Origin of the sequence: Polymorphospora sp. NPDC050346 (assembly GCF_040655695.1) — a bacterium.
Classification (GTDB): Bacteria; Actinomycetota; Actinomycetes; order Mycobacteriales; family Micromonosporaceae; genus Polymorphospora; species Polymorphospora lycopeni.
The window spans coordinates 5,127-17,712 of record NZ_JBFAKM010000004.1; the positions used below are offsets into that span (position 1 = coordinate 5,127).

General features: G+C 74.7%; 11 protein-coding genes, 1 rRNA gene and 1 pseudogene. 11 read left to right on the top strand and 2 right to left on the bottom strand.

Annotated features, from left to right (window positions below):
- The first annotated feature begins 29 nt into the window (after window positions 1-29).
- Window positions 30-146 (top strand): 5S ribosomal RNA (gene rrf / locus AB0I42_RS05705).
- A 97-nt stretch (window positions 147-243) separates the two neighbouring features.
- On the opposite strand, the gene AB0I42_RS05710 is transcribed toward rrf, so the two are convergent.
- Window positions 244-1,920, bottom strand: coding sequence for a hypothetical protein (locus AB0I42_RS05710; protein WP_357534519.1), 1,677 nt, complete (start codon window positions 1,918-1,920; stop codon window positions 244-246).
- On the opposite strand from AB0I42_RS05710, the gene AB0I42_RS05715 reads away from it, so the two are divergent.
- Window positions 1,879-2,940: a Replicase polyprotein 1ab gene (locus tag AB0I42_RS05715; protein ID WP_357534863.1), complete on the top strand. Its 1,062-nt coding sequence runs from the start codon at window positions 1,879-1,881 to the stop codon at window positions 2,938-2,940. The genes AB0I42_RS05710 and AB0I42_RS05715 overlap by 42 nt on opposite strands.
- On the top strand, window positions 2,937-3,986 hold the full coding sequence (locus tag AB0I42_RS05720) for an HAD-IIA family hydrolase (protein WP_357534520.1): 1,050 nt from the start codon (window positions 2,937-2,939) through the stop codon (window positions 3,984-3,986). Before AB0I42_RS05715 ends, AB0I42_RS05720 begins: the two co-directional genes overlap by 4 nt.
- Window positions 3,987-3,992: 6 nt before the next feature.
- Here the strand turns inward: AB0I42_RS05720 and AB0I42_RS05725 are convergent, their stop codons facing one another.
- A complete protein-coding gene (locus tag AB0I42_RS05725) occupies window positions 3,993-4,331 on the bottom strand; it encodes an SCP2 sterol-binding domain-containing protein (protein WP_357534522.1) in 339 nt (112 codons plus the stop codon).
- Window positions 4,332-4,515: 184 nt separating this feature from the next.
- Between AB0I42_RS05725 and AB0I42_RS05730 the strand changes: the two are divergent.
- The 8 genes and pseudogenes from AB0I42_RS05730 to AB0I42_RS05765 form a co-directional block, all read left to right on the top strand.
- Window positions 4,516-5,049, top strand: a pseudogene (locus tag AB0I42_RS05730) (hypothetical protein); the annotation flags it as partial.
- A 212-nt stretch (window positions 5,050-5,261) separates the two neighbouring features.
- Window positions 5,262-5,639, top strand: coding sequence for a hypothetical protein (locus AB0I42_RS05735; RefSeq protein WP_357534524.1), 378 nt, complete (start codon window positions 5,262-5,264; stop codon window positions 5,637-5,639).
- A 25-nt stretch (window positions 5,640-5,664) separates the two neighbouring features.
- Complete coding sequence (locus AB0I42_RS05740; protein ID WP_357534526.1) at window positions 5,665-6,573, top strand: TlyA family RNA methyltransferase; 909 nt, start codon at window positions 5,665-5,667, stop codon at window positions 6,571-6,573.
- Window positions 6,570-7,454, top strand: coding sequence for an NAD kinase (locus AB0I42_RS05745; RefSeq protein ID WP_357534528.1), 885 nt, complete (start codon window positions 6,570-6,572; stop codon window positions 7,452-7,454). The genes AB0I42_RS05740 and AB0I42_RS05745 overlap by 4 nt, the downstream gene beginning before the upstream one ends.
- A 226-nt stretch (window positions 7,455-7,680) precedes the next feature.
- Entirely contained in the window at window positions 7,681-9,438 is a 1,758-nt protein-coding gene (recN, locus tag AB0I42_RS05750; protein WP_357534530.1) for a DNA repair protein RecN, read from the top strand.
- A gap of 119 nt (window positions 9,439-9,557) precedes the next feature.
- Complete coding sequence (gene steA / locus AB0I42_RS05755) at window positions 9,558-10,748, top strand: putative cytokinetic ring protein SteA (protein ID WP_357534532.1); 1,191 nt, start codon at window positions 9,558-9,560, stop codon at window positions 10,746-10,748.
- Between the two features lie 27 nt (window positions 10,749-10,775).
- A complete protein-coding gene (locus AB0I42_RS05760) occupies window positions 10,776-11,714 on the top strand; it encodes a copper transporter (protein WP_357534533.1) in 939 nt (312 codons plus the stop codon).
- On the top strand, window positions 11,711-12,586 hold the full coding sequence (locus AB0I42_RS05765; RefSeq protein ID WP_357534535.1) for a hypothetical protein: 876 nt from the start codon (window positions 11,711-11,713) through the stop codon (window positions 12,584-12,586). The genes AB0I42_RS05760 and AB0I42_RS05765 overlap by 4 nt, the downstream gene beginning before the upstream one ends.

Below are 12,586 nucleotides of genomic sequence, written 5' to 3' on the forward strand. Positions count from 1 at the left end.
GTGGGTGGTGTTTGATAAGTCGATAGTGTTACGGCGGTTATGGCGGAGGGGAAACGCCCGGTTACATTCCGAACCCGGAAGCTAAGCCCTCCAGCGCCGATGGTACTGCACTCGTGAGGGTGTGGGAGAGTAGGACACCGCCGGACTTCTTATAGTTGAGGGCCGCCCCCTTTCCCGGGGTCGGCCCTCAACTGCGTTAGGCCGCCGTCGACGGACGGCCCGAGGAAGGACATAGCTGTGAGTTCAGGACCGGAGGGCGGCAACCGCCCTCGTCGCGACGACGAGCGACCCGATCGTGGCCGTGGCCGTGACGGGTCTTCTTCGCGGGGCGACCGTCCGCCGTACCGAGGTGACCGGGACCGGGGCGGCTACTCGGGTGGCCAGCGTGGCGGCTACCGCGACGATCGTGACTCCCGGGGCGGAGCCCGCGACGGCGGCCGCCAGGGCGGCTACGGCGGCGGCGACCGCGACCGTGGTCCGCGTGATGGCGGCGATCGTTCCGGTGGCTTCCGTGGTGACCGGGATCGTGGTCCGCGTGACGGTGGCGGGTTCCGGTCGGGGGACCGTGACGGTGGATACCGTTCCGGTCCGCCGCGTGACGGTGCCGACCGTGGCTACCGCGGCGGCGACCGCGACTCCCAGGGCGGTGGCTTCCGCGGCCGCGACCGTGCGGAAGGTTTCCGCTCGGGGCCGCCGCGTGAGGGTGGGTTCCGTTCCGGTGACCGGGACCGTGGCCCCCGTGAGGGCGGCTTCCGTGGCGGCGACCGGGACCGGGACGGTGGATACCGCTCCGGGCCGCGTGATGGCGGCGATCGTTCCGGTGGCTTCCGTGGTGACCGGGATCGTGGTCCGCGTGACGGTGGCGGGTTCCGGTCGGGGGACCGTGACGGTGGATACCGTTCCGGTCCGCCGCGTGACGGTGCCGACCGTGGCTACCGCGGCGGCGACCGCGACTCCCAGGGCGGCGGCTTCCGTTCCGGTGACCGGGACCGTGGCTCCCGTGAGGGCGGCTTCCGTGGTGACCGCGACCGTGGTCCGCGTGAGGGTGGCTTCCGTGGCGGCGACCGCAAGGACGGCTTCCGTTCCGGGCCGCCGCGTGAGGGTGGGTTCCGTTCCGGTGACCGGGACCGTGGCCCCCGTGAGGGCGGCTTCCGGGGCGGCGACCGGGACTCGCGTGGAGGCGGCTTCCGCGGCGACCGGGACCGTGGCCCGCGTGAGGGTGGTTTCCGCGGTGGTGACCGCGATGGTGGCTTCCGTAGCGAACGGCCGCGTGAAGGCGGTTTCCGTGGCGGCGACCGCGACGGTGGTTACCGCCCGGGGCAGCGCGACGGCGGTGACCGGCCGGGTGGTTTCCGGGGCGGCGACCGGGACCGTGGTCCCCGTGAGGGTGGCTTCCGGGGCGGCGACCGGGACCGTGCTCCGCGTGAGGGCGGCTTCCGCGGTGGGGACCGCGACCGTGGTCCCCGTGAGGGCGGCTTCCGGGGCGGCGACCGCGACCGTGGCCCCCGTGAGGGTGGTTTCCGTGGCGGTGACCGTGAGGGCGGCTTCCGTTCGGAGCGGCCGCGTGGCGGTGACCGGCCGGGTGGCTTCCGCGAGGGTGGCTTCCGTGGTGACCGGGACCGTGGTCCGCGTGAGGGCGGGTTCCGTGGCGACCGGGAGCGTGGCGACCGGGACCGTGGCCCGCGTGAGGGTGGCTTCCGGGGCGGGGACGACCGGCGTGGCCGGTTCGACCGTGACGAACGCCGCGACGGCGGGCCCCGCGACCAGAGCGAGTACCGCCCGGCCGGCGAGCCGGAGCGGGCGTCGGCACCGGGCGCTCCCGAACTCTCCGACGAGATCGTGGCCAGCGACCTCGACAAGGACGTACGCGCCGAACTGCTGTCGCTCGCGAAGCCGGTCGCCGAGACGGTTGCCCGGCACCTCGTGGCGACCGGCCTGCTGATCGACGACGAGCCCGAGGAGGCGCTCGCGCACGCGCTCGCCGCCCGCCGGCTGGCGTCGCGGATCGCGGCCGTACGCGAGGCGGTCGGGCTGGCTGCGTACCGGGCCGGGGAGTGGCAGACCGCGATCGCGGAGCTGCGGACGTACCACCGGATGAGCGGGCGGCAGACGCACCTGGCGGTGCTCGCGGACAGTGAGCGGGCGCTCGGCCGGCCGGAGCGGGCGATCGACCTGTTCCGTGGCGCGGACCGGGACGCGCTCGACCCGGCGACCGCGATCGAGCTGCTCATCGTGGCCGCCGGTGCCCGGGGCGACCTCGGCCAGGGTGACGCCGCGGTGGCGATGTTGCAGGTACGCGAGCTGAGCGGCCAGGCCACCGAGCCGTGGGCCGGCCGGCTGCGGTACGCGTACGCGGACTCGCTGCTGGCGGTCGGCCGCCGGGACGAGGCCCGGGAGTGGTTCGCCCGGGCGGTGGAGGCCGACGAGGAGGGCGAGACCGACGCCGCCGAGCGGCTGCTCGAACTCGACGGCGTGCTGATCGAGGGCGACGACGAGGAGCTCGAGGACGGCGCGGAAGAGGCCGACGAGGAGGCCGAGGGGCGCGACGAGCGTTCCGGGTCCGAGGTGTCGGGCGTGGCGACGGACGGCGGGGACACCGTACCGGCGGACGGCGAGACCGTCGAGGCGGTCGCCGCGGCCCGGGTGGTCGACGGCGGCCGGCCGGAGAGCGACGTCACGGAGGTGGAGGAGTCCGGGTACGCCGACAGCGGCGCTGTCACCGTGCACGAGGACGAGAAGGACCTCCACGAGGACGAGAAGGACCTCCACGACGACGAGAAGGACCTGCCGGTCGAGGTGGACGATGAGCCGTCGGACCACCGGAGCGGCCCGGCTGCGGCGGATGCCCCCACCGGCCCGGAGGCGGCCGACAGTGCCGCGACCGGCACCGGCGGCGACGAGGCGGCCGGCGGTGAGCGGCCCCGGCCGGCCGGTTCGTGAGCGGGCGGGGCGCGGGTCGGCTGGTCGACGCGTACGACCTGGTCATTTTTGATCTTGACGGGGTCGTCTACCTGATCGACGAGCCGATCCCCGGCGCGGTCGAGGCGATCGGCCGGCTGCACGACGAGGGGCGTTCGGTGTCGTACGCGACGAACAACGCCTCCCGGCGGGCCGCCGACGTCGCCGAGCTGCTGACCGGGATGGGCGTACCCGCCGGCGCGGACGAGGTCGTCACCTCGGCGGGTGCCGCCGCGACGGTACTCGCCGGGCGGCTGACTCCCGGCGACCGGGTGCTCGTCGTCGGCGCCGACGCGCTGCGGGACGAGATCGCCGAGGCGGGTCTCGTCCCGGTCACCCGTGCCGACGAGGAGCCGGTCGCGGTCGTCCAGGGCTACGGGCCGCGGGTCGGCTGGGCCGAACTGGCCGAGGCGGCGGTCGCCGTGCGGGCCGGCGCGGTCTGGGTGGCGACGAACACCGACCGCACCCTGCCGAGCCCGCGCGGGCCGCTGCCCGGCAACGGGTCACTGGTGGCGGTGCTGCGTACGGCGCTGGACCGGGATCCGGACATCGTGGTCGGCAAGCCGGCTCCGGGGCTGTTCCGCACCGGAGCGCAGCGGGTCGGTTCGAGCCGGCCGCTGGTCGTCGGGGACCGGCTCGACACCGACATCGAGGGCGCGGTGCGGGCCGGCATGGATTCGCTGCTGGTGCTGACCGGGGTCAGCGACGTCCCGGAACTGCTCGCCGCGCCGGCTACGCGCCGGCCCACCTTCGTCGGGTACGACCTGGGTGGACTGTTCGACGTGGACGGTGCGGTGCGGGTGCCGGCGGGGGAGCCGGAAGCCGGTGGCTGGCGGGTGTCCAACGACGGCGGCGGGCTGCGGCTCGACGGGGCCGGGCCGACCCTCGACGCGCTCGCCGCGCTGTGCGCCGCGGCGTGGTCGCCTTCGCCGGACCGCGACGAGGGGACCGCCGGGCAGGCGGTGACGGTGGTCGGCGACTCGGAGCCGGCGCGGACGGTGTTGGGTGACCTCGGCCTGGCCGACTGACCGTCCTCAGAGGAGCTTGCGCAGCTTCAGCAGGTCGAACGGGTTGGCGTTGATCGAGATCCGCCGGGCGCCGAGGGCCTTGGCGACGTCGAGGTCGCCGCGGACGAGGGCGATCAGGTCGTCGCTGGAAGTGGTCAGCGCGACCTTGGCCTTGGGGTCGTCGCCATCGGCGAGGTCGACGAGGTGGCCGTCGGTGAGCCGGCCGTGGAACGCGGTGCCGAGGTCGGTGATCCGGCAGGCGAGGGTGCGGTCGAGGTCGACCCGGTCGCGCACCTTGGCCGCGTTGGCGGCGAGCCGGGCCGCCAGATCGTGCAGAGCCTGCCGGCACTCGTCAACCGTGGCCACCTGTCGCCTCCATCGTCGTCGCGTCGTCGGGGCCGGAACGGCGCCGGCCGGGCGGGTGGTCGCGCTCCGATCGGCGTACGTCGTCACGGCGCGCCCCGTCCTGCGCACCGTACCGCACCGTCCCGGTGGCGGCGCCCGGTAGCGTGACACCCGAAGGATTCGCCGATCGGGAAGGGGACCGGGCATGCCGGACGCGTGGCGGGCATACCTCGAGCTGGCTCTCGGGCTGACCGAGGCGTCGAAGAAGAAGGCCGAGCGGGCGGCCCGCAACCTCGTCGGCGCCGGTGGGGCGACCGCCGCCCAGTTGCAGGCGATGGCCGAGGAACTGGTGACCACGAGCGCGGCCAACCGGGAGGCGCTGACGAAGCTGGTCCGCTTCGAGGTGGACCGGACGCTGGGCGCGGTGGGGCTGGCCACGGCCGAGGAGGTCGCCGACCTGACGACCCGGGTACGTGACCTGGAACGCGAGCTGATCGAGACCCGGGCCCGCGCGGATGCCGCGGAGGCGGCCGGTGCCGCCCTGATCCCGGCCGGTGGTGCCCCGCCGTCCGTACCCGGCGAGGCCGGGCCGGCGAAGCCGGCGCCCGGGAAGGCCGTGGCGAAGAAGGCGGTCGCGAAGAAGGCCGTCGCCAAGAAGGCGGTCGTGAAGAAGGCCGTCGCCAAGAAGACGGTCGCCAAGAAGGCGGTCGCGAAGCGGCCCGAGGCGGGCAAGGCGGTGTCGCCGCTGTTCGAGCCGGCCCCGGCCGACCTGGTCACCGAGCCGCCGGTCAGCCGGACGTCCGCCGCCCCGACCCCGGCCGACCAGCCAGCCACCACGGTGAAGGGGGTCGTCCCCCAGCGTGCCGCGGCGAAGAAGGCCGCGCCGGCCAAGAAGGCGGTCGCGAAGAAGGCGGTCAAGAAGGCGGCTCCGCCGGCCGGGAGCGCGGAGGCGTGACCGGGCCCGTACCCGGAAGACCCGGACCGCCGCCCGGCGGTGCCCGGCCCGGACCGCCGCCCGGTCCCCGTCCCGTGCCGCCGTCCGGTCCCCGGCCCGGTCCGCCGCCCGGTGGGTTCCGGCCGGCCCCGCCGGCCGCCGGTCCGGCGGGCTCCCGGCCCGCCGCGCCGGATGCCGGCGGGTGGCCGTCCGGCCCGGAGGCGCCGGTCCTGCCGACGGTCGCCGGCCCGGGCGGCTCCGGCCATCCCGCGGTCGACGCGGCGATCCAGGCGATGGCCAACGCCGCCGACCTGCCGCCGGCGGACCAGATCGCGCAGTACGAGGCGGCGCACCGCACGCTCCAGGAAACCCTCGCCACCATCGACCACGGCTGACCGCCCGCCCCTCCCGGAGACACCCATGGCTCGCCGTACCCGGCTGGATGCCGAACTCGTCCGTCGTGGCCTGGCCCGTTCCCGCGAGCAGGCCGCCGCCCTCGTCGATGCCGGGCGGGTCCAGGTGCGCGGGGTCGTGGCCCGCAAGGTCGCGGCCATGGTCGACCCGGCCGACCCGGTCCGGGTCGTCGGCGACGACCCGAAACAGGAGTACGTCTCCCGGGGCGGCCACAAGCTGGCCGGCGCGCTGGCCGCGTTCGGGCCGGCCGGGCTGGCGGTGACCGGGCGACGGTGCCTGGACGCGGGCGCGTCCACCGGCGGGTTCACCGACGTGCTGCTGCGCGCGGGAGCGGCCGAGGTGGTCGCGGTCGACGTCGGCTACGGCCAGCTCGCCTGGTCGCTGCGTGGCGACGCCCGGGTACGGGTCTTCGAGCGCACCAACGTGCGGTCGCTGACCCCGGAACAGATCGGCGGCCCGGTCGACCTGACGGTGGCGGACCTGTCGTTCATCTCGCTGCGGCTGGTGCTGCCGGCGCTGGCGGCGTGCACACGTACCGACGGCGACCTGGCGCTGATGGTAAAGCCGCAGTTCGAGGTGGGACGGGAGCGGGTCGGCGCCGGCGGCGTGGTCCGCGACCCGGAGTTGCGGGCCGAGGCGGTACTGGACGTGGCGGCGGCCGCCGCGGCGCTCGGGCTCGGTCTCGCCGACGTGGTGGCCAGTCCGCTGCCGGGCCCGAGCGGGAACGTCGAGTTCTTCGTGTGGTTGCGGCGCGGCGCGGCCGGGGTGGGCGCGGAGCGGGTACGGGCGGTCGTCGCCGCCGGCCCGGCGACGGTGCCCGCCGAACCCCCCGAAGGTGGCGGGCCGGATGGTCCGGACGGCGTCGGTGTCGGGCCGGCGGCCGGTGGTGCGCGTACTGGGGAGGAGACCCGATGAGTCGGGTGGCTCTGCTGGTGACCCACACCGGGCGGCGGCGCAGCACCGAGCACGCCCGGACGGTGGCGGCCGACCTCATGGAGGCGGGCTTCGAGGTCCGGGTGGTGGCCGACGAGGCCGAGGACCTCGACCTGCCGGGGATCGTGCCGGTCGACGGGGACGCCCCGGCCGACGGTGCCGAGATCGTCTTCGCGCTCGGTGGCGACGGCACCTTCCTGCGTGCCGCCGACCTGGCCCGGCCGGCGAAGGCGCCGCTGCTCGGCATCAACCTCGGCAAGGTCGGCTTCCTGGCCGAGGCCGAGATCAACGACCTGGACCAGGCGGTACGTGACGTCGTCGAGCGGTCGTACACCGTGGACGAGCGGTTGACGCTGGACGTGCGGGCGGAGTTCGACGGCGGGCCGACGATCGAGTCGTGGGCGCTGAACGAGGTCAGTGTCGAGAAGGGCGAGCGGGCCCAGATGCTGGAGCTGCTGGTCGACGTCGACGGCCGGCCGCTGTCGAGGTACGGCTGCGACGGGGTGGTGTGCGCCACCCCGACCGGTTCGACGGCGTACGCGTTCTCGGCCGGCGGCCCGGTGGTGTGGCCGGAGGTGGAGGCGCTGCTGCTGGTGCCGATCAGCGCGCACGCCCTGTTCAGCCGGCCGCTGGTGACCGCGCCCACGTCGACGTTCTCGATCACCGTCGACCCGTTCACCACGCTGGCCGTGCTGTGCTGCGACGGCCGGCGGGTCTACGACCTGCCGCCGGGGGCGCGGGTGACGGTGCAGCGGGGGGCGGTGCCGGTGCGGATCGTCCGGCTGCGGCCGCGGCCGTTCACCGACCGGCTGGTCGCGAAGTTCGCCCTGCCGGTGGCCGGCTGGCGCGGCAACCGCGGCTGATCCCACCGTCCGGGCCGACTCCGGCCCGGGGCGGCGGTGGTCCGGGCTGCGGTCGTGCGGGTGGCCACGGTCCGGGCGGCCCGGTCCTTGATCGGCGACACGCCCGGGACCGCCGGGCCGCCGCCGTGGAACCCCCGGTCGGACCACCGGTGGAGGCGTACGTCGCCGCCGGGTGGCACGCCTGTGGCTGGTCAACCGTCGGACCGCGCCACTACTGTCATTGCCTGTGTTGGAAGAGCTTCGAATCACCGGGCTGGGCGTCATCGAGGACACCACGCTGCCGTTGACCGGCGGTATGAACGTCATCACCGGTGAGACCGGTGCGGGCAAGACGATGGTGGTCACCGGGCTCGGGCTGCTCTTCGGCGGCCGGGCCGACGCCGGCCGGGTGCGCGCCGATCCGGGGCGCGCGGTCGTGGAGGGGCGGCTGCGGCTGTCCGAGCCGACCGCGACCGGGGTGCACACCCGGGTCGCCGACGCCGGTGGGGAGCCCGACGACGACGGCTGCCTGCTGTTGAGCCGTACGGTGACGGTCGAGGGCCGGTCGCGCGCGCACGTCGGGGGGCGCGCGATGCCGGTGTCGATGCTGGGCGAGATCGGCGAGCAGGTGGTGGCGGTCCACGGCCAGTCCGACCAGCTGCGGCTGCTGCGCCCGGCCGAGCAGCGCGGCGCGCTGGACCGCTTCGCCGGGCCGGAGCACGAGAAGCTGCTGGCGACGGCACACGAGTCGTACGCGCAGTGGCGCCGGGTCGCCGACGACCTGGCCGACCGGCGGCGCAACGCGCGCGAGCGCAACCAGGAGGCCGACCTGCTGCGGCTGGGGCTGGACGAGATCAGCCGGGCCGATCCGCAGCCCGGCGAGGACGAGGAGCTGAAGGCCGAGGCGCAGCGCCTGGAGCACGCCGAGGGGCTGCGGACGGCGGCGCAGGTGGCGTACGTGTCGCTGGCCGGTGCAGGTGACGTCGTCGACGAGACCCCGGACGTGACGAGCCTGCTGGGGATGGCGCGGCGCACGCTGGAGGCGCAGGCGGGGGTGGACCGCAAGCTCGGCGACCTCGGTGGCCGGCTGGAGGAGGCGGCGACCCTGGTCGGCGACGTCGTGGCGGAGCTGTCGTCCTATCTGGACCTGCTGGACGCCGATCCGGCCCGGTTGCAGACGGTCTACGAGCGGCGGGCGGTGCTACGCGGGTTGACCCGCAAATACGCCGACGACGTCGACGGGGTGGTCGCCTGGGCCGAGCGGGCCCGCACCCGGTTGTCCGAGCTGGACAGTTCCGACGACGTGCTGGAGGAGTTGGAACGCGAGCGGACCCGGCTGGCGGCGGAGGTCGCCGACCTGGCGGTGCGGTTGACGGCGGCGCGGCGGGCCGCGGCGGCCCGGTTCGCCGACGAGGTGACGGTGGAGCTGGCCGGGCTGGCGATGCCGCACGCGCGTATCGAGGTGGCGGTGCTGCCGCGGCCGGTCGGGCGGGGCGAGCCGACGGTGACCGTCGACGGGGTCGAGGTCGGGATCGGGCCCGACGGGGCCGACGAGGTGGAGTTGCGGTTGCTGGCCCATCCGGGGGCGCCGTCGCTGCCGCTGCAACGGGGCGCGTCCGGCGGTGAGCTGTCGCGGGTGATGCTCGCGATCGAGGTGGTCTTCGCGGGGTCGGGCGGTCCGCCGACGTTGGTCTTCGACGAGGTCGACTCCGGGGTCGGTGGGCAGGCGGCGGTGGAGATCGGTCGCCGGCTGGCCCGGCTGGCGCGCAGTCACCAGGTGCTGGTGGTGACGCACCTGCCGCAGGTGGCGGCGTTCGCCGACCGGCATCTGGTGGTGGCCAAGGACACCGGTGGGGCGGTCACGACCAGCGGGGTGCGGGTGGTCGAGGACACCGAGCGGGCCCGTGAGCTGGCCCGGATGCTGGCTGGTTTGCCGGATTCCGATCTGGGTATCGCACATGCCGAGGAACTGCTGGCGGTGGCGTCCCGGGAGCGGCGCCACTGAACGTCCTGTGTGACAATAGCCACACTGATTCCCGGTCCGGTGTGCTTCCCTGGAGGTTGCGACTCTGCTCGGGGCATGTCGCAACAGGAAACTGTGCCTCACATGCCAGGATGGTGCCGATGCGTCTACCCACCTTGCGCCGGACCCGGACCGTCGAACCGGGCATCGTCACCGGCACCGCGCGCCTCGACCGGCGGACGAAACGCCTGGTCGGGCGGCTGCGGCCGGGGGACATCGCGATCATCGACCATGTCGACCTGGACCGGGTGGCGGCCGACTCGCTGGTCGCCGTCGGGGTCGCCGCGGTGCTCAACGCCAAGCCGTCGGTCTCCGGCCGCTACCCGAACCTGGGTCCGGAGGTGCTGATCGAGGCCGGCATCCCGCTGCTCGACGACCTCGGCGAGACCGTGTTCCAGGCGGTCCGCGAGGGTGCCAACGTCCGGATCGACGGCAACACGGTGCTGCTGGACGGTGAGCCGGTGGCGCACGGTGTCCGGCAGGACGCCGAGACGGTCGCCAAGGCGATGGCCGACGCCCGGGAGGGCCTGTCGGTGCAGTTGGAGGCGTTCGCCGCCAACACGATGGAATACCTCAAGCAGGAACGCGACCTGCTGTTCGACGGGGTCGGCGTACCCGAGATCGAGACCCGGATCGGCGGCCGGCACTGCCTGATCGTGGTCCGCGGCTACGACTACAAGGCCGACCTGGACGTCCTGCGGCCCTACATCCGTGAGTACAAGCCGGTCCTGATCGGGGTCGACGGGGGCGCGGACGCCCTGGTCGAGGCGGGCTACACCCCCGACATGATCATCGGCGACATGGACTCGGTCACCGACGACGTGCTGCGTTGCGGCGCCGAGGTCATCGTGCACGCCTATCCCGACGGGCGGGCCCCCGGCCTGGCCCGGGTGCAGCAGCTCGGCCTGTCGGCGGTGACCTTCCCGGCCGCGGCCACCAGCGAGGACCTGGCGATGCTGCTCGCCGACGAGAAGGGCGCGTCGCTGCTCGTGGCCGTCGGCACCCACGCGACCCTGGTGGAGTTCCTCGACAAGGGTCGCGGCGGCATGGCGTCGACGTTCCTCACCCGGCTCAAGGTCGGTGGCAAACTGGTCGACGCCAAGGGCGTCAGCCGGCTCTACCGGCAGAACATCTCCGGATCGTCGCTGCTGCTGCTGGTGCTGTCGGCGGTGGCCGCCATGGCGTCGGCGGTGGCGGTGTCCACCGTCGGCAAGGCCTATCTCGGGGTCGCCTCCGAATGGTGGGACAATCTGGTCTTCCAGATCGGACAGCTTCTGGGACGGCTCTTCTAGTCCCCCGTTGCTCAAGGGGCTTCAGGCGTGATCAATTTCCGGTACCACGTGGTATCGCTCACCGCGGTGTTCCTGGCGCTGGCCATCGGCCTGGTCGTCGGCACAGCGGCGTTGAACGGACCGGTGGCCGACTCGCTGAAGGACAACGTCAACGCGCTGCGCAAGGACAACCAGCAGCTGCGGGAGACGGTCAGCAGCCTCCAGCGGGAGGTCGACCTCGAGGAGGACTTCGTCGCCGAGGCCGCCCCGGTGATGCTCGCCGGCAAGCTCACCGACCGGCGCGTCGCGCTCGTGGTGCTGCCGTCCGGCCAGGACCACGTCGAGGGGGTCACCGCGATGCTCGAGACCGCCGGGGCCAGCGTGACCGGACGGGTCGAGGTGCTGGACAAGTTCGTCGACCCGGAGAACGGCACCGAACTGCTCGAACTCGCCACCCGCGCGCTGCCGACCAGCGTGCCGGCCGCGGACCTGCCCCGCAACAGCGACGGCGTGGAGACATCGGCCGCGCTGCTGGCCAACGTGCTGCTCGAACGCCCGCAGGGCACCCCGCCGGTCACCGAGGCCGACGTCAAGTCGGTGCTCAGCGCCTACCGCACCGCCGGCTACATCAACGCCGACGAGCAGATCGGCACCCCGGCCCAGGCGGTCCTGCTGGTCACCGGCCAGCCGTACGTCGACCGGGACTTCGCCAAGAAGGACTCGGCCGTGGTCACCGTCGCCGTCCAGTTCGACCGGGTCGGGCCGCTCGTCGTCGCCGGCAGCGGTGCCAGCGGCGGCAACGTCGTCGCGGTCGTCCGCGGCGACCCCACGCTGTCGAAGACGATCTCGACCGTCGACCACGCCAACACCCTCCAGGGCCAGTTGGTCACCGCGCTCGCCCTGACCGAACAGTTCATGTTCAACCGGGCCGGCCAGTACGGCGTCAACAGCGGCGCCGCCTCGCTCGTGCCGAAGCTGACCGAGTGAACGCCCGACGTCTCGCCGGCCGCCTGCTGGTGGCCGGCGCCGGAGTGCTCGCCGCCCGGGCCGCGCTGGGCGCCGTGACCGCCACCCCGCGGGCGCCGGCCCTGGACCGCACCAACTTCCGTGGCCGTACCGTGACCCTGGCCGCCGGCCCGGCGCTGGCCGTCGGGGCGTCGCTGGCGGCTGCCGCCGGGGCACCCGGCCCGGCGTCCGGTGCCGCCGCCGCGGTCGCCGGACTCGCGTCCGGGGCCGTCGGCCTCTACGACGACGTCGTCGGCGCCCGCCCCGACCAGAAGACGGCCAAGGGCTTCGCCGGCCACCTGTCCGCGCTGCGGGACGGGCGGGTCACCAGCGGCCTGGTGAAGATCGCCGGGGTGGGCGCGGCCGGACTCGCCGCCGCGACCCTGCTCGCCGCCGACCCGGCCGTACGCGGCCACCGGCACCGCCGTGGGCAGCGCCGGGCCGGCCGGGTCGTCGACGTGCTGCTCGGCGCCGGGGTCGTCGCCGGCACCGCCAACCTGGTCAACCTGCTCGACCTGCGCCCCGGACGGGCCCTGAAGTCGGGGCTGCTGCTCGGCGCCCCGCTGGTGTCCGGGCCCGCCGGCGGGCTGGCCGCCGGGCCGGTCGGCGCCGCCGCCGCGCTGCTGCCCGACGACCTCGACGAGCGGGTCATGCTCGGCGACTCCGGCGCCAACGCGCTCGGCGCGCTGCTCGGGGTGGCGCTGGCCGCGCGCAGCGGTCCGCTGGGCCGGGCCGGGATCCTCGCGGTCGTCACCGCGCTCACCGCCGCCAGCGAGAAGGTCAGCTTCACCCAGGTGATCCAGCGCACCCCGGGACTGCGGGAGTTGGACGCGCTGGGCCGGCGCAGCGCCTGA

Bases quoted from the DNA above. Each gene is read 5' to 3' on its own strand.
- AB0I42_RS05740 (WP_357534526.1), top strand. From the start codon at position 5,665: ATGGCTCGCCGTACCCGGCTGGATGCCGAACTCGTCCGTCGTGGCCTG.
- AB0I42_RS05745 (WP_357534528.1), top strand. From the start codon at position 6,570: ATGAGTCGGGTGGCTCTGCTGGTGACCCACACCGGGCGGCGGCGCAGC.
- steA (WP_357534532.1), top strand. From the start codon at position 9,558: ATGCGTCTACCCACCTTGCGCCGGACCCGGACCGTCGAACCGGGCATC.